The sequence below is a fragment of the Limnospira indica PCC 8005 genome, from assembly GCF_000973065.1.
Taxonomy (GTDB): domain Bacteria; phylum Cyanobacteriota; class Cyanobacteriia; order Cyanobacteriales; family Microcoleaceae; genus Limnospira; species Limnospira fusiformis.
Genome location: NZ_FO818640.1, coordinates 5,867,578 through 5,888,765 on the forward strand (window position 1 = coordinate 5,867,578; position 21,188 = coordinate 5,888,765).

The following is a 21,188-nucleotide window of genomic DNA, read 5'->3' on the forward strand; positions in this document are numbered from 1 at the left end:
AAGTCCCCATCGATGCCAATGAGTTCAACCAGTGGGTCACAGAATATCGCCAAATGCTCCAAAGCGGCGATTCCCGCTATCGTCCCCTTTCCGCCACCCTCTACGACCACCTAATCCGCCCGGTTGCCGCCGAGATTGAGGCCCTCAACCCCCAACAACTCGCCATCATCGCCACCGGGTCCCTGCGCCAATTCCCCTTTGAAACCCTCCGGGACTCGGAAAACGACCAATTCCTGCTGCAACAGTACCCCATCCATTATCTCACTCGTCTCTCCAGTCGTTCCCTCCTCGCCAGTCCTTCCCCCTCCCCGTTTCTCAACTTTCCCCTGTGGACGCTTTCCCTCCTCCTAGGAATCATCGGCATGGGAGCCACAGTCAAACACCATTGGAAACTGGGGGGAACCTTGCTCACCCTCGCCCTAGTTAGCACCACCTTCCTTCCCCGCTTCTCTGGGGGTTACGGAGTCCTCGGCTTTGCCAATCCCCAACCCCAAGACCCCTTGTTTAATCTACCGGGAACCGAAGCCGAAGTCGATGCCCTCCTCCGCCTCGCCCCAGAGAGTGAGATTTACCGCCACCACCAGGCGACGTTGGAAGTGTTCAAACGTCAATCCTCCCGTCATCGCTATCTGCATATCGCCACCCACGGCTGTTTTCAGCAATTGGGTTGTTGTTTTTTGGGGCAAGATATTTGTGAGGATGAGCAACTACGAGAAACCCACATGAACGCCAACACCCTGTTATTTGCCGATGGAGAATATCCCCTAGCCGACGCGGCATTACTAGGGTTACAGGATACCCAATTGGTGGCATTGAGCGCCTGTCAGACCGCATTACAGACCAATCTGGATGGAGATGCGATTATCGGAATGGCTTATATTTGGGAACGTGCCGGGGCGAGGGCGTTGATGGCCACGTTGTGGAATGCGGATGATGCGACAACGGCGGCGGTGACAACGGAGTTTTATCGCCTGATTATGGAGGAGGGGTTGAGTAAGGTGGAGGCATTGCGTCAGGCGAAGTTAAGTCAGTCTCACCGTCATCCGTTTTTCTGGTCGCCGTTGGTGTTGATTGGCGACCCCCGGTAGTCCAGACGCTGGGTTAGGACTCGGGGAATTTCTAGTAAACTAAAATTAAGCGGTGCGGCATTTACCAGATTTTTTCACCCTCCAGGAGGTAATTGATGACAGAAATTACGACCCATGAACTGCCTCAAATTCTCCAGAATCTCTTTTTAGAAGTCGAACGGACTAAAACCCCGATTACGGTCATCCATGAAGGCAAACCGTTAGTGATTATCTATCCCGCCACTCCCTCAGATGAACGCCCGGCTTTTGGGGTCATGAAGGGAAGCGGTGAAATTTTAGGAGATATAATTACTCCAGAGCCTCAACCCTGGGATGTACTGCAATGAAACTGCTGCTAGATACCCACATTTGGCTGTGGTATTTACTGGGAGACCAACGCTTATCAAGCCAACTTCAAACTACAATTGTCGCTCCTAATACTGAACTTTGGCTGAGTCCAATTAGCATTTGGGAAACATTGATTTTAGCAGAAAAAAAACGGATATCTTTACATCCTGACCCGATTACATGGGTTAACTTAGCTTTGAAAACACTGAAAACTCGTGAAGCTGAGATGAATTATGCCATTGCTATTTTAAGTCGCCAGATTTCCCTACCCCATCAAGACCCAGCCGACAGATTTATTGTAGCCACCGCTATGTACTATGGGTTAACACTGGCTACAGTTGATGCTAATATTATCAGCAATTCAGCGATCCAAACCGTTAGTTAAGCAATAGTCTAGAGTGATATTGCGTGAGGCTAAATTAAGTCAGTCTCACCGTCATCCGTTTTTCTGGTCGCCGTTGGTGTTGATTGGCGACCCCCGTTAGGGAGTCCCTACCAGAGAAACTGATGGTTGACCGGAGACAGTTGGGGTTCCCATCCTCTAAACTAAAAAAGAGTTAGCTTGGTTGAGAAAATTATATTAGACGAAGTGACCCTAGAACAGCGTTTGCTTACCCTAGAGCAAACGGTTTCCCAACTCAAACAAAAAGTCGAGAGTCAGTCTCCTCCTGAGAATTGGCTGACTCAAGTTGTGGGTTCTATTTCTGACGAAACCGCATTTCTGGAAGCCCTTGAACATGGGCGCACTTTTCGCCAAAAGAGCTAGAATGAAGTAAAAAACAGCCAAGTTCTATGCAAAATCCCCACCTACCATTAGTTATCCAGCGAGTTAAAGAAGGTCTGATGAATTATTATCAAGACCAGATAGAAGCGATTATTTTATATGGGTCTCAAGCGCGAGGAGATGCCCAAGAGTATTCGGATATTGACTTTTTGATTATTTTGAAGGTTTTGGAACATCCTTTTCAGGAAATTGATAAAACAACGGAGTTTATCACCCAAATTTGCTTAGATTATGATGTGGTGATATCGTGGCAGTTTATTACTTCAGAAAGGTTCAAAACTCAGGATTCTCCTTTTATTTATAATGTCAAAAAAGAGGGGATTTTTGTATAAACTGCATCCAGGTAGACTTATAAAGAGTGTGGTATAGCTTTTCTCATGTCCATAAGGTACAGACCCTCACCCCAAACCCCTCTCCCAGCCCTTCGACCCTTCGGCTTCGCTCAGGACAGGCTTAGCTCAGGGGGAGAGGGGCTTTGAAAAGTACCTCATCAGTCCGGGAACCGCTATATAGCTTTTCTCATGTCCATAAGGTACAGACCCTCACCCCAAACCCCTCTCCCAGCCCTTCGACTTAGCTCAGGGGGAGAGGGGCTTTGAAAAGTACCTCATCAGCCCGGGAACCGCTATATGCGTCTAAAAGGTCAAGGAAAATGTATGCGATGAAGACTGACGCACCAGCTCAATCCAAAGACGAGAACAATCTCCCCGGTTACCTTTCAGTTAAACAAGCTATATGAAACCCAAGTCTCAAAAATTAATCGCCAAAGCTCAAGAAAGTTATCAAGCGGCTCAGGTTTTAAACGAACAGGGGTTTTATGATTTTGCTGCCTCACGAGCTTACTATGGGATGTTTTACATTGCTGAAGCTTTTCTTTGGGAGCAAGATTTGACGTTCTCAAGTCATGGAGCAGTTATTGCAGCTTTTGGGCGAGATATCGCTAAAAAATGGATTGTTCCTCTGGAATTTCATCGGTTTTTGATTAATGCCCAAAATAAACGAGCAACTGCTGATTATAGCGTTGATGATGACTTGAAAATCACGGATGTTGAGGTTGAAATTTTGTTGGATCACTGTCAGCAATTTATCAGTTTCGCGACCGAAAACTTGTAACCTTAGACAACTTTGCTTTTTCAATTGTGAGCTTTCATGAGCAGGTTGTTGGCGCTCATGATTTTATTAACCGTGCTCAGACCGATACTGATATCCGGCGGGGATATACTCTATTGTCAGAGATTCTCCAATGCTTTACCTCGGCTCCCATTTTACCCTTTGATGTTCAGGCGATCGCTGTTTTCCAGGAGCTACGACAGCAAAAAATTCGAGTCTCTACAATGGATCTGAGAATGGCGGCGATCGCCCTGTCCCGTGATAGGGTTTTGTTAACCCGAAACCTCCAAGATTTCAGGAAAGTTCCGGCATTAAAAATTGAAGATTGGACAGGTGATTAATGCCAGATTAGGTCATCTCCCACTTATTCGCGCATCCTGACCCAAAACCGGGTTTCTGGAACAATGGGTTTGGGCTATTTAACCGGATTAGATGGGACTTCGTAAAGACAGTAAGTCAGAACTCCAGGAATTTCTATAGCAGTCCTAAATCAGTTGTGGAAGACCCTCACCCCCAACCCCTCTCCCAGAACGGGAGAGGGGAGCTAAAAATGTTACAAATCATTTAGGATTGCTATAGTAAACTAAAATTAACGACACCGTGAATCGAACCGAATCACAAGGGAACCATCAAGTATGAGCGAACTACTTTCCAGAATTACCGTTAATCCTAGACAATGTGGCGGTCGCCCCTGTATCCGAGGAATGAGAATCCGAGTATCCGATGTCCTGGACTTGTTTGCCTCCGGTTTAAGTCAGGGAGAAATCCTTGAAGAAATGCCCGATCTGGAAGCTGATGATCTCAAGGCTTGTCTAATCTATGCGGCTCGTAAACTAAACCACCCCCGTTTGAATCTGTTAAGCATTTAAAGATGAGCATGAATCCCCTCTCTAATCTAATCGCTAGTGATACCTGGGTTCCGGCTACCTGGAATGAGTACCTGAGTGCTTTGGATGACCCCGCCCATGCTAAATCTAAAGGCTATTACAGCAATGGGCGAATGAGATTAGAAATGCAAGTCTCCGTAGGCTTTGACCACAGCACAAATCATAGTGTGATTTCCCTGGCTGTTAATCTCTATGGCATTTTGAAAGGCATTCCGTTCACGATTTTAGACAACTGTTCCTTCCGCAAAACTGGCTATGCCGAATTTCAGCCCGATTTAGCGTATTATGTTGGCAACAAAGCAACCGCCATCCCTAGCGGCACGGATATTGTGAATCTGGAAGAGTATCCCGTGCCAGATTTGGTGGTGGAGGTGGCAAAATCATCCCTGCTTGACGATCGCACCGTTAAGCGAGTGCTGTATGAAGATGTCGGGATTGCTGAATATTGGATTGTGAACGTCGAAACTGGGGAAGTATTGGCTTATCAAATGAGCGATCGCGGGAGTCAGCGAATTGATATCTCTGTGATGTTTCCAGGACTAGAGATAGCCACCCTAGACCAAGCCCTGCAACGGAGCCGCAATCAAGACCAGTCACAAGTTGGAGCCTGGTTAATGGCGCAGTTTCAGTCCCCTGGAAATTGACATTTAACATGAGAATATAGCAACCCTAAACTGAGCAACGAAAGTTACTGCGATCGCCCTTAAATGTCTGGCGGTTATTTATTTTTGAATTTTATCGACCAACTCCTCAACACGCTTGATTAAGGGTGAACCTTTTTGGGTAAATTCATTTAGATAATCTAGCATTTCTTTGATGAGTTTGTCTTCATTTTTGATGGTTTCTGCGTTTTGGGCGATCGTGTCGTTCTGTTGATCAATTTTTCCTTTATTTTGGTCAATCGTTTCTTGCTGACCATCAATTATTTTTTGATTTTGTTCAATTTGAGATCTTTGCCTATTGGGGATATTAGTGTGGTATAGGTAATGTCCAACTATCCCAATTAATGAACCGATTACAAAAGCGATAATAATCGGCATCCATTTTTTCAGGGGAGAATCTTCTGGAGTTCTTTGATCACTTCTTCGAGAGGCCGAAAAAGATTTCGGTAAACCCGAAGAAGGCGTAGAAGCAGTTCCAGATTTCGATTTTTCGGGCTTTGAAGATATATTAGTATCACGATTAGAAGAAGAAGATTGACGGCGAAAGTTGTCACTTTTATCATCCTCCCCAGCCAAGTCTATCCAGCTATCATCAGAAATTTGATCCGACAAACCTCGCCAAACTCGCTCTTCTTCAAGGCTGGATTTCGAGACCGTTGAGCCAACTACAACTAACATCCCGTCATGTTTCGGCAAAGCATATTTTTTCAGGTCGCCAATTAGCTCATCTTTTAGGGCGGATAAGTTGCCGATTTTCTCCGAATCAGCCGGGTTATTTTGCACGGACACAACGCCCATATTCTTAGGTTTTAAGAGGTCGAAGTTTACCGTAAATCCTTGAGCATTATTTTCCGAAACAACGGCTGGATCGACTTTCGCCGCTAACTCCCCATTTAATGCTTGAATCGCAAGCGATCGCAATATGGCTTCATCAGAATCTTGACCAACCCAGCCCGCCCACACAACCGAATTACAAATTTTTCGAGTTTGGTTATCGATGCGATTTTGCGATTTCAACGCCGTAACCAACAAAGATAACTGACCATTGGCACGATAAATCACCAGGGAAAAATAATCCCCATCCACCATTTTTAGCATTCGCTTAAAATTCTCCGGCAGATCGGAAATTTTCCTTTGATTTTGATCTAACCAGCAGTAGTCTTTAGAAATCCCACGGCTTTGTACATAAGTATCCATGTTTAATCCTCTTATAGTTTCAACCACTCTATTCCTTGAACAATCTCCGCTTCATCGTTTCTCGGTTCCGCAAAGCGACTCACCGCATTGATCAGCCGCTCATTATTTGACAGCCCCACCTGTTGACCCAAAAAATCGGGAATTATGGTGAATATAGAAGCCCGTCTCCTATCCAGATGTAATTTCAGCAAAAACCGCAATAGATACCGTAAAGGAACTTCCGTATTTTGCGGCTGATAGGGGTCGGTTGGCTGTGGTTTTCGATAGTAAAAAATTGGCTGTTCATCAATTTCTTCAAATCGTGAAAATACTACACTGCCAACGGTTTGTACTGGCGTAATCGCCACCGCCACTTTTGGCAATAAGTTCTCACTGGCAAACTGATTCAGCATTTTCTGATAACCCTCTCTCACCTTTCTAAATAACTCTGGGGGGTTTTTAATGTATTTTTCACATTTGACCGGTGCCAGGATTACCAGACGGGGTGAATCTAAATCCTTGTAGATATTTTTGAACAGATCATTTAATTGGGTTGGCTGATTAAACTTCTCATGGTATTTTCCCTCCCTTTCCATTAAAGGGGGGGTATTAATAGGAATCAACACCGCTACCGAGTCTCGAATCAAGTCTTTCACCTTGTTTTTGTGTTCATCTTCTTCTAACCATCCTCCTGGATAATCTTGGAAATTAATTTCTAAAACTGGAGCAGTTCCGGTTTGTCCAAACTCAAACTTAAATGATCGGGGTTTACTTTTCGTTCCGCTAACCCCATCTTGCACTTTAATACTACTGCTGGATTCCACCATACTTTTAAGTTCTTTGAGTCTTGTATCTAACTCAAATTTACTTTGTCCTACAGCCAGCAGTTGTAAATCCTGACTGACGTTATCAAACTGGTCATACATGGCTGCTAGTAAGCTAGTTTTACCTACACCACCCGGCCCCAGCATGGTGACATTTAGCTTTTGTAGTTCCTGGCGAAATGGGTTTTTCCAAACAGATGTCATTGACTATCCTCACAAAGTTACTCTGGTTTTTTGATGGTTCTACAAATTATTTAAGGATGCTTCTAAGTCATCGATATGACCATAAGCAGACTCTAAAAGTCTTGACCATTTTTGACTGGCATTACTTTGTTTTTGCAGGTTATCAAAATCTTCCCAAATCTGACCCCGCTTGCGGCGCAAAAATCGTTTCCATTCCTTCTTGGCGCTTTTGGCTCGGAGAACGCGATCGGCAAACTCTTCTACTATAGCAAAAGAGGCTTGGCTCGGTTCAGATAAAAATCCCTTCAAAGCATCTTCACAATTGTAAATTGTTTGTTGATACAGTTCGTTTAAGGTATCTAAAATATCTTGAGCCTTCACACCTTCTGTTTTCAATCCTGCGGTTTTATCCGGGGTTAACGGATCCAATTGCAAGCGAATCCGATGCTGAATTAATCCTCGATAAGAGAGATTAAATTCTGAGAGAATCTCAAACCCTTTTTTCAGTTCCGTATAGTCTGGGGGAATTTGACTAGCAACTTCCGCCAAAAACTCTTCCCCACTAACTTTTGCCAGCCCACCTAAATTGCATTTTTCCACTAAAACAGCAGCCACTTTATTTTTGGTGCGTTCAATGGTTTTTTTCAATCCTTTATCCATGTCCAGGAATTTGAGCGATAGATTGGTTCTCATTTCTATCAAATATTCACTGTAAGTGCTGGCGTAAGATTCCAGTCGGTTCCGACGTTTCTCTATTTCTTCAATCGTCGGCATTTCCACTTTCCGACAGGCTTCCAGTACCGTTTCAATTTGAGTTTTTAGGTTTTCATCTTGGTCTTCGCGAGTTTTAATCAGTTCCTTTTGCAAATCGGTCATTTCATTGGTTATATTCTCCCAAAATTCCTCAAATAAATCCTCATACTCATTGGCTATTTCATCTTCATCGATATCTGGTAAGATTCCCTGGGCTAGTTGCAATTGCTGCTTTAATTCGGTGAGGCTGGCTTGCAAATCGGTGATTTTTTGTTGGGTATAATTCCGGTCTAGTTGCGTCACATTCGATCGCAGATTATCCAGAACCGCCTGAAGCACTTTGTTATTTGCTTCTTCCTGGGAAGAACAGTCAGCAATCACACAATCTAACACGGGCATTTTCACCGTTTCAGAATCAATATCCCGTTTCAGAGAAAGGCAACTTTCCTGATTTTCCCCATTGCTATCCGCATTCAGTACCAATATAGACCGAGAGGGCAAATCGTTTAAGGCTTTATTCGCCAAAGCATATAATTGTGTATCATTCTGCTCGAAGTTTGCCCTGTCTTTGGAAGGTTTGCGAATAAACAGAATAAAATCCACTTCTTGAGCGAGGGCTTCAATCACTAAACTCTCATCTCCTAAGCGGAAATCCCCTAAACCGGGAACATCTACTAGAGCGATCGCCCCTATTTCATCCAGGGGAAACGGACAAGAGATTTTAACGTGCTTAACCGCCAAACATTGATGGTTAGTTAGTTGATAGTCCCGATTATATTTTGACGCTACATAATCAGAAATCTGTGACTCGTCTTGAACAGTTAAAGAACCCCTCCCCAAGTATTCTTGATATTTCTTAGCATGGATATGATAATCGTCTTTCAAGCGGTTATAAATGTTAATGTCCGTTTGATCCGCCTTAGTGGGTAAAGTGGGAATCTCGCTATGGGCAAACTCTTCAAAAGAACGCGGCACGGGGGTCAATCCGAGTTTCTCGTAGTAGGGAATAATCACCTCTTTTAAAAAAGACTCGCGATCGTGAAATTGAATTTCGGCGGTGGTGGAATTTCTGGGTTGATGAAAAATGGTGCTACGCGCTGCCGTGCAAGCCTTCCCCTGCATTGCCGGAATCACGTCATTTGTCAGCCCACTTAAACTCTGCAACAAGGTGCTTTTCCCTTGTCCCATGCGCCCAATCACCCCAATATTAAGGGTTTGGCGGGAAAATCTGCCCTGGAGTCGGTGCAATGATGCGAGAGAAGAACGGGCAATTTGCTCAAATTGGGCAAAATCCAGATTTCGGAGTTTTTCCTGGGTTGCCGTATTCCCCGACCAATATTCAAGCTGGCGATCGCGTTCTTGTTCGCAACTCTGAATCAAACCATACAGCGATGATAAACCGGTTTCGATGTCTGCCAGCTTTTGGGCCAGAGGTTGACGTTGGGCAATAATACTCTGTATTTCTTGGCTTTTGTTCATGCCAATCTATCCATGATATTCAATGGTAAACTTTTCGGGATACTATAGCACAAAATATCCCCCAAGTCTCCGAAACCGGATTTCTTAATTAAATTTTCATATCCCATGCTGAAATCAGCACCTAAATCTAGTTGAGAGATGGGCGCGAGATTGTTTGGGACTAAGGCGATCGCCTCCCCAATATCTTAATCGCTATGATTTTACCATTCTAAAAGTTCAATTAATTCGGGGTTACACAACTTGGGAAGTTTTGAGGATTTGATATTGCCAAAGGTTCTGCATTTCACCTTTCATCAACAGCACGCCAGATATCCGATACCAAATCCCCCGTATACTGAGTTTAAATCATCTACTCTAATTCTCCCATTTGTTTTTCTAGGGATTGCCTCACCAACCATAAAACATAGGGCAATTCATCAAGAGATTTGATACCAAGTTCAACATCCCCATTTCCCCATCGCCCCACACCGGATACATCTCGGCAAATTGCCTTGGGGTCATTAATTATAGGGGTGATCTTGTATCGTGTAACCTGATTTCTGAGGGTTAAGTTAATCACCATCAAGCACATCATATTCTAATTTTGGCGCAATCCAAACATCTAGCGCCATTTGAGAGAGTCGTTCTGCTCGTTGGAGAATAGCATTTTCATCCCACTGCTCAATCTGTCCCAACCCTTGATTCAACTTCAAGGGACTTTCTTTAAAGCCTTTTTCCATATCACGCTTCTCAAGAAAGGATTTATCACTATATTTCGAGTTGTATGCAGTCAGGGTTAGATTTCCCAGGGTATGCAAATAAGTTTTGTGAATACGTTGCCAGTCTGGACCCAGTGAATCCTTCCATGCAGGAGAAAGATTTTTATTCTGGGGCATAATATGTTCAATGGTGTATTCATCTACTGCTACTCGTTCTTTGCGATCGTGATTTTCCAACCGTCGCAGCCAGTAATTGTAATGGCGAACATTATAAAGGTCTTTGGTTTGCAGCGATCGCTTAAATTCATCATCATTAGGAAACCGTCGATAAGACGGCAGTACCAGAAAATTAGTCTGAATGCTTTCGAGATAGCGATCTTTTTTGATGGCTTTCGTAAAGTTAGCAAAAGTTTTGTTTAATGAATTAGCAGGAATACCACAAATCGCACGGCGAAAAACATAAGATTCCACCAGTCTAACCGCTTGCAAAAAATCTGTTATAGGCAACTCACCTGAAGCATAATCATGATACAGCTCTAAGAGGAATGGGTAAGTTACATCTACCCTTAATTCTTGCAGGTCTTGAAAGGCTAGTTTAAGTTCCGGGTTCTGCTCATAACCCAAAGCCATCGCACAGTAGTACCGAGCAAAGGTATGAATATCCTTGACCAACGCCTCCACACCCGCTTGAGCAACTTGTGGCTCTCTTGAATAAGTTTTAAACTTTTCATACACGGCACTTTGCTTAGGAATACTACCAGTTTTTACCGTCAAAAAATGGCGAATAAAACTATCGAATTGTTCTCCATAAGCCTCCTGTCCAAACTCCACTTCCATAAGTCGCCAATACTTCTCATAAAGCCTGGTTTGAAGTTCGGGTTCAAGTCCCATCAGAATGTAATTACGGATTAAGTCTGCTTGGGTTAACTCACGACCCGTGGAGTTCATACTCTCAAAAATCAGTTGGGGATTGTCCTGTTCACGGCTCAGGGCAACATCTACCACCAGTAATTTCGCTAATCCTTTACAGATAGTCTCCAGATGGTTTTGAGACTCCTTAATGAGTGACTCAAATAGACTGAAATTTTGTGTAACCCGGATAGAAGAGTCTTTGGGCTGCTGGTCTTGGTCGAGAATGGCAATCAATGAAGATTTATCAGTTTGCGAGAGAATCAGCTTATAGTGTTTTTCTCCATCCTCTTCTGGATTAAGCAAATAATAGTTTCGCAATTTGCGCGGGGAAAACCCTTCCACGGGTTCAGTGTCCCCCAGGGCATTCGCCAGGGCTGCAATTATTAATGTTACTGTGGTTAGGCGTTGCTGTCCGTCAATAACTAGGAGGGGAGACTGACTAGAGACTTGATAAAGTCCTTTTTCAATATAGACAATAGAACCGAAAAAGTGAGAAGTGATTTCATTATTGGAGCCAGTACGCAGGATGTCACTCCACAACTCCCGACATTCTTTTTCTGTCCATGAGTAGGTACGCTGGTAAATCGGGATGGCGAACTGCGGTGACTTCTTAATAAAGGCGAGTAGCTTGGTTTCGGAGGCTTTCATTGGAGTAAGGGTAGATTTACTGGATAGGCTAGAACACAGGGGTGTTATTTCCAATCCCCTTTAAGTTAGCGATCGCACTGCGACTAAATTACTGGTTTAGCCATTTGACAAATAGGAGCGATCGCCTTCTTGTTCGCAACTCTGAATCAAACCATACAGCGATGATAAACCCGTTTCGATGTCTGCCACCTTTGGGGCCAGAGGTTGACGTTGGGCAATAATACTCTGTATTTCTTGGCTTTTGTTCATGCCAATCTATCTATGATATTCAATGGTAAACTGTCTCGAATACTATAGCACGAAATATCCCCCAAGTCTCCGCAACCGGATTTCTTAATTAAATTTTCATATCCCATGCCCAAATCAGCACCCAAATCTAGCTGAGGGATGGGCGCGAGATGGTTTGGGACTAAGGCGATCGCCTCCCCAATATCTTAATCGCTATGATTTTACCATTCTAAAAGTTAAATTAATTCGCGGCTCCACAACCCGGGAAGTTTTGGGGATTTGATGTTGCCAAAAGTGCTGTGTCTCCCCTTTCATTAACAGCAAACTACCGCTGGTTAAATCAATATTAAATTTCCGGTCTTTGCTGATTTTGTGCTTCCCAGCAAATCGACGGGTTCCCCCTAAGCTGACTGAGGCGATTATCGGATTTTTCCCTAGTTCTGGTTCATCATCGCTATGCCACGACATACTATCTTTTCCATCCCGATACAGATTAATTAGAACACTATTAAAAGTCACTTCCGCTATATCTTCAACCTGGGATTTGATTGATTTAAGTGTCGGGTTCCAGGGTTGTGCATGATGTTCGATCCCTGAATATGTATAGGATTTACCTTCATCTGCATACCAAGCTGTGAGTCTCGGTATGGGTCTGATTTTCCCAAATATTTTAATCTGTTCTTGTCTCCAATTAATGGATTTATACAACTCCCCAAATAAGCGATCGCTTTCTGCCAACTTCAAAAAATTGCCATACAATATGACCAAACCATCAGTATCAATAATCACTTGTTTGTCTAAATCATTCACTGAACCAGGATGGCTGATATCTCGCTGATTATCCCACAGTCTCATTTGCTGATATTACCCCCAAAAATTAATTAGTTAGAAATGCTATTTTCTCATTACCGATATTTGGGCATAAACGCCGCTTTCCGGCTGCCAATTATCAGGATTAAAGCTGAGATTTTGGGTCGAGTGCATCTCGTAATCCATCGCCAATATAGTTGATACTAATCACTGTTAAAAAAATAGCTGCACCAGGGAATATAACCATGTGGGGGGCTGTTTCTATGTAGTTTTGGGCATCATATAACATCCTTCCCCAGGTGGGAATATCCGGGGGAAATCCTAACCCTAGAAAACTTAGGGTTGATTCCGTGATAATTGCTGTTCCTACTGATAGGGTCGCTGCGACAATAATCGGAGTCAGAACATTCGGGAGAATATGAACTAAAATTAAACGGTGAGGTTTAGCCCCGATCGCCTTAGCTGCTATCACAAAATCCATCTCTCTTGTTGACAAAAAACTCGCCCTCACCAACCGCGCTACAGACATCCAATTAAGTCCCCCGACTACTAATACAATTAAGATGAAAATTCCCGCTTCTGAACCGGCGATCGCTCTCATGGGTTCCCGAAATAGGTAAATTACTAATAATAAAATCGGCAGTTGCGGTAAAGCTAAAAATAAATCCGTGAATCGCATTAATACACTATCTAAAATCCCTCCATAAAATCCGGCGATCGCACCTACAGCAGTTCCTAAAGCGATCGCCACTAACATCGCCGCCAAACCCACCGCTAAAGAAATGCGTCCACCCCTCAGAATCCTCGCTAATTGGTCTTGTCCTAAATCATTAGTACCAAAGGGATGATTCCAACTAGGAGGTAACACAGAATTACCAAAATCAATCCGATCCGCTGGTGTCGTATAAATCATCGGACCCAACACAATAGACACTATAATCAGTAGCAACACACAGCTACCAATTACCGCCATTTTATCCCGACGAAATCTCACCCATATATCTAACAATACACTGCGGGTTTTCAACACATCATTATTCATATCGCCTTTGATTTTTGTTTGATTTTGGGCCCATTCATTGATTAATCTTGATTTGATCTTATCAAGTTGATGTTTTCGTCAATTAAAAAAAAATTGTTCATCCAGATCATGGCTGAGGGTTGACAAGTGCCGGGAGCTAATGATAGTATATTGACATATTTGTTACATAATGGAGTATTTGCATAAATAAAAATTTTGCAACTATTCCCATTATCTAAAAATGATATCACAAGTCAAGCCAAAAAGCCACCAACCCCCACCAAAAAAAATTTTACAATTCTTAACACAACTTAACATAACTTAACAATCATCCGGGACTATTTATACTGAACTCGAGGGTCTAAAAATCCATAGAGTATATCAGCAATGAGGTTAAAAAACACGACCAAAACCGCATAAACAAAGGTAATACCCATGACGACTGGGGTATCACTACGATAAATAGAATTGACCAAAAGCGCGCCAATTCCGGGGACTCTAAACACCTGTTCTGTAACCAATGCGCCGGTAAAAATTTCCGGGATATTTAAGGCCATTAAAGTGATAACAGGAATTAAAGCATTGCGTAAGATATGAAAGTTAATCACCTGAAAATTAGGTAATCCTTTAGCGTGTGCGGTGCGGACATAATCGCGGTTTAACTCCTCCAAGATAGCCGACCTAATAAATCGCATTAACACGGCTGACTGAAATAATGCTAATACAGAAATTGGCATGATTGACTGTTGAATCTGTTGCCATAATGTAGATAAATTAGTGACCTGTAGGTTACTATTATATATAAACGGCAACCAGTTGAGATTCACACTAAAGATGATAATAAATAACAGACCCGTAAAAAAGGGGGGTAGTGAGAATCCCAAAAAAGCGAAGGTAGTAGCTACTTGGTCAAATAGTGAATAGCGCTTGATGGCGGAAATGATACCCAAGGGAAAAGCGATAATGACTGCTAAGATATACGCAGAACCAGCTATCCAGATGGTGGTTGGTAGTCGTTGGCTAATTAGCTCACTGACAGGAACTATGCTGGTAAAAGAGTAGCCCATATCCCCTTGTAAAAATGACCAAGCCCACTTAAAATACCGAATCAGTATCGGTTGATCTAAACCAAGCGATCGCCTAATATTTTCGCGAACTTCCGCCGTAATAGAAGGGTTAGAGGCGAACTCTCCCATAGGGTCGCCGGGGGCTAATGCCAAGACTAGAAATAATACAACACTGATAGCTATCAAAGTAGGGATAGCAGTTAATAGGCGATTAATAATATATCTAGTCATCGGTTAAGGGTTTGATGATGAATCAGATAGATTGAGTGATATCGACAAGGTAAGCCTGGGGTGAGGTTTACCTTGTCTGAGGGATATTTTTCCCAACTTAGTCAATCAGAATATCCTCAGAGGATTGCTCTTCCCGGTGTTGCCAGTTGATATTGGGAATGTGTTCAAAAGCCTGTTTAAGGGAGTCTTCCCACATTTTCCTAATTTTGGCTAGGTAGGGGTCTCCGAGACGCAGACGCAGCCAGTTATCAATTACAAAAGTATCTCGTTCATACATAGCCAGATTGATAGGGGGACCCACAGAGATATTAGACTTCATGGTAGAGTCAATAGACAAAAGGGCGCATTTAGCCGCCGCCTCTAATTGGGTATTAAAACTGAGGGTACGATCTAAAATGGGTTTACCATATTTGGTCTCTCCAATTTGTAGGAAGGGGGTGTCCTTGGTGGCATGGATGAAGTTACCTTGATTATAGATCAGGAATAGGGCGGGGTCTTGACCTTTAATCTGACCAGCTAACAGTAAGGTGCAACTAGCATCAATGCTATGCTTTTTGAGCCAGGCTTCATCAAATTCTTGCATTCGCCGCAGTTGACCACCCACATAACGAGCCACATCATACATGGATTCGAGGTTATGGAGATTTTGATTGTCGTGAAATTTGAGGTCTTTCTCCAGGGTGCTGATAATTCCCTGGGTGATAGATAGATTTCCGGCGGTAGAGAGTAAAATCACCCTTTCCCCAGGATTAGAAAAATCAAATAGTTTGCGATAGGTAGAAATGTAATCAACTCCCGCGTTGGTGCGGGAGTCGGCGGCCATTACAAAGCCGGAGGAGGTAATTATACCGAGACAGTAGGTCATAAGGGGAGGAAGTGATAACGGCATATTGACATTCCCCGCGCTTCATGGAGACGGGGATGATTAGGATTGGTAGGGTGCGTCAGATTGAGAAAAATAACCGGAAAACCGGAAAAATCAACAACTGACGCACCTTACAGACAGACCCAGTTGGCTGAGATTTCATTGCTGGCCACCCCTATAGGGTGGGGCTTTAAACTCAAAATTATTGGTCACTTCTGACGATACCTCACTATCGAACTTAGAAACAATGCAGCGTATTGTGGCTGACTACTCCCTGGGACGGATATGGGGAGGGGGCTAAAATTATCTGATCTTGAGCCGATTTTGTTTTCCATGATGCAATTGCCGGATTGATTACGGGCTACCCTCAAAACAATTGATTTGGCAAATTAGAAAAATTCAATCGAAAAAAGGATGGTCATTTGGTCTCATAAATGTTAACATTCGTAACATAACGTTGAGTAATGTAAACGCCTTGGCGTTGATAAAGGCTGGGCGGCTCTAGTTCCTGGCTGCTACATCGGAGAAAAGCGTGATTGCCCGTCGCTTTTATTTCCAGTTCAAGTTATGGGCTTAATTTGTCAGAGCTATCGGGGAGATGCCATGAAAACTGCTAAAACCTCGGACACAGATTCGGTGCGGGCCTACCTGCGAGAAATTGGTCGTGTTCCTCTGCTGACCCATGAACAAGAAATTGTCTATGGTAAACAGGTACAACAGGCAACTTTATTGCAGGAAAAACGCAATGAGTTGGCTAAACAATTAGGCTATGAACCTACTGAGGCTCAATGGGCCGAATTAGTTAACTTGTCTGTGGCACAATTGCAACATATCTTGCATCAGGGTCAATTAGCCAAGCGTAAGATGGTAGAAGCTAATCTGCGTCTGGTGGTCTCTGTGGCCAAAAAGTATATCAAGCGCAATGTGGATCTGCTCGATCTCATTCAGGAAGGTACTATCGGGATGCAGCGCGGAGTCGAAAAGTTCGATCCTACTAAGGGTTATCGGTTCTCTACCTATGCCTATTGGTGGATTCGACAAGCAATTACCCGCGCGATCGCTGAAAAAGGCCGTACTATTCGCTTGCCCATTCATATCACAGAAAAACTTAATAAAATCAAAAAGGCACAGCGTCAACTTGCACAACAGTTAGGCCGAGCAGCTACTATGAATGAATTGGCTGCTGAGTTGGATCTCACTCCTAAGCAAATTCGTGAGTATCTCGAAAAATCACGTCTTCCTTTATCTCTGGACCTGCGGGTTGGTGATAATCAGGATACCGAATTGGTTGACCTTTTGGAAGATACCAGCAACTCCCCTGATGAGTTTGCTCTTAATTCTTCTTTGCGATCAGATTTAGAATCTTTGATGACTGATCTTACTGACCAGCAACGACAGGTTTTAGCTCTGCGCTTTGGTTTGGATGATGGACAGACTTTAACTCTCGCTAAAATTGGCGATCGCCTTAATATCAGTCGTGAACGAGTCCGACAGATTGAACGGGAGGCTTTGACTAAACTTCGTAAGCGTAAGCAGGATGTTAATGATTACCTAGCTAGTTAATAATCTACTTCTTTTGATTCTACTCTGGGGAAATCAACCATTTCCCCAGTTGTTTTCACTATCACTCCATCTCTCATGTCTCAACTATTATCTGCTTTTCCCCATAAGTCTATTGGTGTTGCTGTGATCTGGAACGATGACGGACAGATTTTGATTGATAAACGTCTTCCTCAAGGTGCTATAGGCGGACTTTGGGAGTTTCCTGGTGGTAAAATTGAACCCGGTGAAACTATCCAAGATTGTATCCGACGCGAAATTTATGAGGAAATTGGTATTGCGATCGCTGTCCAAGACCATCTGATCACTGTTGAACACTCCTATAGCGATTTTCGGATTACACTTGAGGTCTATAACTGTACTCATCTCTACGGAGTACCTCAAACACTAGAATGCCAAGAAATTCGCTGGGTCACTTTGGCAGAAATTGATCAGTTTTCCTTTCCTCAAGCTAATCAGAAGATTATTACCGCTCTCCGACAGCTACATTGTTAAGTTTTGTAACGGAAAATTAAGAAATGTTAAAATTTTTGCTTTTTTTGGGGGAGGGGTAGCTTTTTGGCACGGGTTGCGGTACTATTATTATATAATGGGATGGTTGCACTTTTTTTATTTTTGCCAATATTCAATTATTCAGTGTATTGTCAATATTATACCGCCAATCCCCGCCCCTGTCAACCCCCCAATCGGGAATTTTCGGGTTAAAATTGAACAAAAAATCAACAATTCCACTTAAAAGCTAGGGTAAGTTTCATAGACAGGTAGGGTAAAGTGAAAACAGCTACCGCCGGTGGAAGAGGTGGAACTGACCCAAATCTGACCATAGTGAGCATGGATAATTCTCTGACAGAGAGATAAACCAATACCATAACCATCCTGGGACTCATCGCGTTCGAGACGGAAGTGATCCTGAAAAATGCGATCGCGATTTTCTTCAGGGATACCAGGGCCACTGTCACAAATACTGACCTGTATTTTTTGGGTAGTGCGATGCAAGACAGACACCCAAATAGTTCCGCCCTCTGGGGTATATTTAATCGCATTATCCAACAAATTCACAATCACTTGACGAATCCGTTCGCGATCGGCATAGACAGAAGGGGTATCAGTGGGTAAATCAGTTTTGAGTTCCAGAGATTTCGCCTGTAACTGATCATGAAACTCTGGTAGTATCTCGTGAAAAAATGCCAACAGTGACAATGGCAAAGGTTGCAGTTGTAACCGAGAACTCTGACCCGTTGCAGCCCTTAATATATTAGTAATCATCCTATCGATCTGACGGATATGAGTACGAGCTTGTTGGATTAAGCGAGATTTGAGAGCCGGTGTAAATTTCTTAGAGTTAGCCACACCCGCCATTTGGCTATTTTCCAAAGTTTCCAAAGCCAGAGAGGCGGCGGTCAAAGGACTACGGAGGTCGTGAGCCAAAATTTCAATAATGCGATCCTTAAAACTTACCTGTTGTTGCAATTGTTCTTTTTCTTGCTTGAGGCGGAACACCTCATCACTAAGTCGGATCAGTTCAGCAATATAGTTCAGGTCAGCAACAGAGCGATAATTTTTAACTGAACCGTTCACCTCAAATGGCTGCTGACTTCGATAGTCTTCAAGAGATTGCTGCCACCGTAGCCAAAATTCATTAAGCTGCTTAACAATATCAGTACCCGCTAGAATATGTCGGGGTGAGGGGTGAATTTTGACCAAAGCCGGGGTCGCAACTAACTTAAAGTGTTCGGCTAGATAGGGTTGCTCTCCCACATCAATAATTTGCAAATCAAATCTGTCCTCAGATTTAAGGACTTCGAGATATTCACATATTTGTTGGACTTGCTCTCTGGAGCTAGGGCGACCATCGACAAACAGCAAAAGCTGTAAGCATTCTTCAGAGTTGGTCTTGCTATGGGTAGTTCCGACTTCCATGAATGACTTTCAAGGGGGACAAAAGACCTGATCAATTCGACACTGCTGCTGGAATATGAAGGGCTAGAGGATGATACTAGCGCTTACTTGTTGACTCAATTTAATATCTGCTTTAGATTCTAGCCTGTGATTTGACATCATGGCTAATCAAGTTGACCCCTACCTGCCCTAAATATGAGATATTAATCATTTGAGCTAATTAAGATGGAGTGGTTATCTTGGTCAACTGGCATAAAAACCCGTCCCTGAAACTGTTGCTAGGTAGTGCGATCGCCTTTTTTTGGCATCTGTATGGTTTTGTTGCTGCACCGCTACTTCACCTTTTATGCTTCCTACGACCAGGGCATTTTTAACCAAGTCTTCTGGAATGGTATCCACGGGCGTTTTTTTCAGAGTTCCCTATCTTCGGCCCTGTCTACTAATGTTGTCCACCAAGGCCAGTTCCCCAACGTTTCCTATCACCGCCTCGGACAACACTTTACCCCCGCTTTACTGCTATGGCTACCCCTGTACGCAATCTTTCCCTCTCCTGTCACCCTCAGCGTGTTACAGGTAACTTTGGTCACCGCTGCGGGTTTAGTTCTTTACCTCCTAGCCAGACAATATTTAGAACCGCCTCTATCTGCCTTAATTGTAGTTAGTTTTTATGGCGCTAATGCCGTTATCGGTCCTACTTTAGCTAATTTTCACGATGTCAGCCAAATTCCTTTATTTGTGTTTACTCTTCTCTTGGCTATGGAGAAGGGTTGGTGGTGGTTATTCTGGATATTGTCCGTTTTAATTTTAGGCGTGCGAGAAGATGCGGGCGTGGTTTTATTTGGGGTGGGAGTTTATATGATTCTCAGCCACAGATTCCCCCGCCGTGGCTTGATTGTCTGTGTTCTCAGTTTCGGTTATATGCTGGTTTTAACTAATCTGATTATGCCCTTGTTTTCGGCGGACATCTCCCAGCGGTTCATGATGGAACGGTTTGGTCAATACGCCGAGGGAGATGAAGCCTCCACTTTACAAATTATTTGGGGAATGGTTAGTAATCCCTTGCGGTTTATTCAGCAGTTATTTACTCCCTTTAGTCGTACTGTTACATATCTTTTGGGTCAATGGTTGCCTTTGGCTTTCATTCCCGCGATCGCTCCCGGTTCTTGGATGATTGCAGGCTTTCCTTTATTAAAGTTATTTTCCGCTCAGGGAATGTCCGTTTTGGCTATTACAATTCGCTACGCTATGACCGTAGTTCCCGGATTGTTTTATGGTAGTATTTTGTGGTGGTCTAAACAACAAGAAAAATCCCCCGAAGCTGAGTTACCCTCTCCCAAATTCCGACGTTTTTGGGTAGCTTGTATCTGTCTGTCTTTGATATTTACGGTAACTTCTAATCCCAATCGAACTCTGTATTTTTTAATCCCTGATTCCATTCAACCTTGGGTTTATGTTTCTTTGGATGAACAATGGCCAAGGTCTCAAAATATGCGATCGCTTTTAGCCCAAATTCCCCCAGATGCTAGTGTGGCGGGGACTACTTATTTAATTCCTCATCTGTCCAGTCGCCGCGAGGTTTTACGCTTCCCTCTGTATCAATTAATCAATGATCAGGATCAGTTGGTGGCTATGGATTATATTATTGCTGATTTGTGGCAACTTCAACGCTATCAGGTCGCTTTTAGTGGCGATCGTGATGCTTTACGTGCGATCGTCGAAACTACCGATCGCTTGACTTCTACTCAAGAATATGGTATTTTGCATTTCCATAATGGCTTGCTTTTAATGCGCCGAGGTGTCACTTCTAATCCTGATGCTATCGAAGCCTGGGGGGAATTTCGACAAGAGGTTATAATTTCGACAAGAGGTTATAAAGAAACTGGGTCTAAAACCCCGTCCTTCTAGGACGGCTTTAATTGTAAATTTTTGTGGCAATATCGAATATTTTGTGCTGATGGCGTTAGCATAAGATAGGA

At 43.3% G+C, this 21,188-nt stretch carries 23 protein-coding genes; 12 read left to right on the forward strand and 11 right to left on the reverse strand.

The window, feature by feature from the left end:
* Positions 1-53 precede the first annotated feature (53 nt).
* The 9 genes from XZ46_RS25985 to XZ46_RS26025 all read left to right on the forward strand — a co-directional run bounded on the left by XZ46_RS25985 (position 54) and on the right by XZ46_RS26025 (position 4,840).
* A complete protein-coding gene (locus XZ46_RS25985) occupies positions 54-1,088 on the forward strand; it encodes a CHAT domain-containing protein (RefSeq protein WP_048895308.1) in 1,035 nt (344 codons plus the stop codon).
* Between the two features lie 95 nt (positions 1,089-1,183).
* On the forward strand, positions 1,184-1,414 hold the full coding sequence (locus XZ46_RS25990) for a type II toxin-antitoxin system Phd/YefM family antitoxin (RefSeq protein WP_006622674.1): 231 nt from the start codon (positions 1,184-1,186) through the stop codon (positions 1,412-1,414).
* On the forward strand, positions 1,411-1,800 hold the full coding sequence (locus tag XZ46_RS25995) for a type II toxin-antitoxin system VapC family toxin (RefSeq protein ID WP_006622673.1): 390 nt from the start codon (positions 1,411-1,413) through the stop codon (positions 1,798-1,800). The genes XZ46_RS25990 and XZ46_RS25995 overlap by 4 nt, the downstream gene beginning before the upstream one ends.
* Positions 1,801-1,977: 177 nt before the next feature.
* Complete coding sequence (locus XZ46_RS26000; protein WP_006622672.1) at positions 1,978-2,181, forward strand: hypothetical protein; 204 nt, start codon at positions 1,978-1,980, stop codon at positions 2,179-2,181.
* A gap of 26 nt (positions 2,182-2,207) precedes the next feature.
* Complete coding sequence (locus tag XZ46_RS26005; RefSeq protein WP_006622671.1) at positions 2,208-2,531, forward strand: nucleotidyltransferase domain-containing protein; 324 nt, start codon at positions 2,208-2,210, stop codon at positions 2,529-2,531.
* A 403-nt stretch (positions 2,532-2,934) separates the two neighbouring features.
* Entirely contained in the window at positions 2,935-3,312 is a 378-nt protein-coding gene (locus tag XZ46_RS26010) for a HEPN domain-containing protein (RefSeq protein ID WP_006622670.1), read from the forward strand.
* A gap of 113 nt (positions 3,313-3,425) precedes the next feature.
* A complete protein-coding gene (locus tag XZ46_RS26015) occupies positions 3,426-3,650 on the forward strand; it encodes a type II toxin-antitoxin system VapC family toxin (RefSeq protein WP_223064862.1) in 225 nt (74 codons plus the stop codon).
* A 294-nt stretch (positions 3,651-3,944) separates the two neighbouring features.
* Positions 3,945-4,178, forward strand: a complete 234-nt coding sequence (locus tag XZ46_RS26020) for a DUF433 domain-containing protein (protein WP_006622668.1) — start codon at positions 3,945-3,947, stop codon at positions 4,176-4,178.
* Between the two features lie 8 nt (positions 4,179-4,186).
* Positions 4,187-4,840, forward strand: coding sequence for a Uma2 family endonuclease (locus XZ46_RS26025; RefSeq protein WP_008056158.1), 654 nt, complete (start codon positions 4,187-4,189; stop codon positions 4,838-4,840).
* A gap of 78 nt (positions 4,841-4,918) precedes the next feature.
* On the opposite strand, the gene XZ46_RS26030 is transcribed toward XZ46_RS26025, so the two are convergent.
* The 10 genes from XZ46_RS26030 to XZ46_RS26070 form a co-directional block, all read right to left on the reverse strand.
* Positions 4,919-6,055, reverse strand: coding sequence for a PilN family protein (locus tag XZ46_RS26030; protein WP_008056157.1), 1,137 nt, complete (start codon positions 6,053-6,055; stop codon positions 4,919-4,921).
* 11 nt (positions 6,056-6,066) lie between these two features.
* Entirely contained in the window at positions 6,067-7,062 is a 996-nt protein-coding gene (locus tag XZ46_RS26035) for a P-loop NTPase family protein (protein ID WP_006669001.1), read from the reverse strand.
* 39 nt (positions 7,063-7,101) lie between these two features.
* Positions 7,102-9,273: a dynamin family protein gene (locus tag XZ46_RS26040; RefSeq protein ID WP_006669002.1), complete on the reverse strand. Its 2,172-nt coding sequence runs from the start codon at positions 9,271-9,273 to the stop codon at positions 7,102-7,104.
* 349 nt (positions 9,274-9,622) lie between these two features.
* Entirely contained in the window at positions 9,623-9,835 is a 213-nt protein-coding gene (locus XZ46_RS26045) for a hypothetical protein (RefSeq protein ID WP_006669003.1), read from the reverse strand.
* Positions 9,825-11,531 (reverse strand): DUF262 domain-containing protein, encoded by a 1,707-nt coding sequence (locus tag XZ46_RS26050; protein ID WP_006622664.1) that lies wholly within the window; start codon positions 11,529-11,531, stop codon positions 9,825-9,827. The genes XZ46_RS26045 and XZ46_RS26050 overlap by 11 nt, the downstream gene beginning before the upstream one ends.
* A gap of 96 nt (positions 11,532-11,627) precedes the next feature.
* Positions 11,628-11,780, reverse strand: coding sequence for a hypothetical protein (locus XZ46_RS35655; RefSeq protein WP_006622663.1), 153 nt, complete (start codon positions 11,778-11,780; stop codon positions 11,628-11,630).
* A 192-nt stretch (positions 11,781-11,972) separates the two neighbouring features.
* Positions 11,973-12,614 (reverse strand): alpha-ketoglutarate-dependent dioxygenase AlkB family protein, encoded by a 642-nt coding sequence (locus XZ46_RS26055; protein ID WP_048895309.1) that lies wholly within the window; start codon positions 12,612-12,614, stop codon positions 11,973-11,975.
* A gap of 100 nt (positions 12,615-12,714) precedes the next feature.
* Positions 12,715-13,611, reverse strand: a complete 897-nt coding sequence (locus XZ46_RS26060) for an ABC transporter permease (protein ID WP_048895310.1) — start codon at positions 13,609-13,611, stop codon at positions 12,715-12,717.
* Positions 13,612-13,928: 317 nt separating this feature from the next.
* A complete protein-coding gene (locus tag XZ46_RS26065; RefSeq protein ID WP_048895311.1) occupies positions 13,929-14,888 on the reverse strand; it encodes an ABC transporter permease in 960 nt (319 codons plus the stop codon).
* A gap of 97 nt (positions 14,889-14,985) precedes the next feature.
* Positions 14,986-15,753, reverse strand: coding sequence for a proteasome-type protease (locus XZ46_RS26070; protein ID WP_008052815.1), 768 nt, complete (start codon positions 15,751-15,753; stop codon positions 14,986-14,988).
* A 603-nt stretch (positions 15,754-16,356) separates the two neighbouring features.
* Here XZ46_RS26070 and XZ46_RS26075 point away from each other — a divergent pair.
* Both XZ46_RS26075 and mutT read left to right on the forward strand, forming a co-directional pair.
* On the forward strand, positions 16,357-17,316 hold the full coding sequence (locus tag XZ46_RS26075; RefSeq protein WP_048895481.1) for an RNA polymerase sigma factor, RpoD/SigA family: 960 nt from the start codon (positions 16,357-16,359) through the stop codon (positions 17,314-17,316).
* Between the two features lie 75 nt (positions 17,317-17,391).
* The gene (gene mutT / locus XZ46_RS26080) at positions 17,392-17,808 is read left to right on the forward strand and encodes an 8-oxo-dGTP diphosphatase MutT (protein WP_006622656.1); all 417 of its coding nucleotides are present in this window, start codon (positions 17,392-17,394) and stop codon (positions 17,806-17,808) included.
* A 237-nt stretch (positions 17,809-18,045) separates the two neighbouring features.
* Here mutT and XZ46_RS26085 read toward each other — a convergent pair whose 3' ends face one another.
* Positions 18,046-19,233 (reverse strand): histidine kinase, encoded by a 1,188-nt coding sequence (locus tag XZ46_RS26085; RefSeq protein WP_006622654.1) that lies wholly within the window; start codon positions 19,231-19,233, stop codon positions 18,046-18,048.
* A gap of 291 nt (positions 19,234-19,524) precedes the next feature.
* Here XZ46_RS26085 and XZ46_RS26090 point away from each other — a divergent pair, with 291 nt between their 5' ends.
* Positions 19,525-21,117, forward strand: coding sequence for a DUF2079 domain-containing protein (locus XZ46_RS26090; protein WP_008056160.1), 1,593 nt, complete (start codon positions 19,525-19,527; stop codon positions 21,115-21,117).
* The last annotated feature ends 71 nt before the right edge of the window (positions 21,118-21,188 follow it).